Below are 813 nucleotides of genomic sequence, written 5' to 3' on the forward strand. Positions count from 1 at the left end.
CCCACCAGCACCTGGCTGCCGCGCTTCACCTCCATCAGCTCCGGCAACTCGCCGAAGGTCCAGTCGGTGTAGGTCGGCTCGGGCGCTTCCGCCACCGGCGCGCTCGCGCGGCCCGGCGCCGTCCTGACGACGATCGTGTTCGCTCCCGCCGGCGTCGCTGCGGCAGCGGGTGCCGTGGCCACCGCCGGCCGCAGCACCGCCAGCGCCTGGAACGCCGACCGCGCCTGCCCGCCCAGCTCGGCCTTCAGGCTGGCGAGGTTGCGCCCCTGCCCCAGCTGCCGGCCGTTCTCGTCGACCACGCGGAAATTCATGAACAGGTGCGGCGACAGCTGCTCGAGCTTGAAGTCGTTGCGCTTCACGTCGAGCTGCGTCTTGTCGCGCACCGCCTTCAGCAGCACGTCCACCAGGCTGCCCGTGCCGAAGCCATGCGCCTCGTGCACCTGGTCGACGAAGCCCTGCGCATAGTCCGGCAACGGTACCAGCCGCGAGCGCGGCCGCTGGTGCAAGGTCTTCACCAGCGCCAGCACCTTGTCCTTCAGCATGCCGGGCACCAGCCATTCGCAGCGCTCGTCGCTCACCTGGTTCAGCGCGTAGATCGGCACGGTGACGGTGACGCCGTCCTTCGGGTCGCCCGGGTCGTGCAGGTAGGTCGCGCTGCAATCGACGCCGCCCATGCGCAGCGTCTTCGGGAACGACGCGGTCGTGATGCCGGCCGCCTCGTGCCGCATCAGCTCCTCGCGCGTCAGGAACAGCAGCTTCGGCTGGCGCTGGCTCTCCTCGCGGTACCAGCGCTCCAGGCTGTGGCCGCTGCAC

Annotated in this window: 1 protein-coding gene; it reads right to left on the reverse strand. The window is 70.7% G+C overall.

The annotated features are described in order from the left end of the window. The coding region (locus tag AC1D15_RS35190) for a DUF3418 domain-containing protein (RefSeq protein WP_477829730.1) at positions 1 to 813 on the reverse strand (813 nt) is incomplete at both ends.

The organism is Rhizobacter sp. P2_H2, from assembly GCF_056403375.1.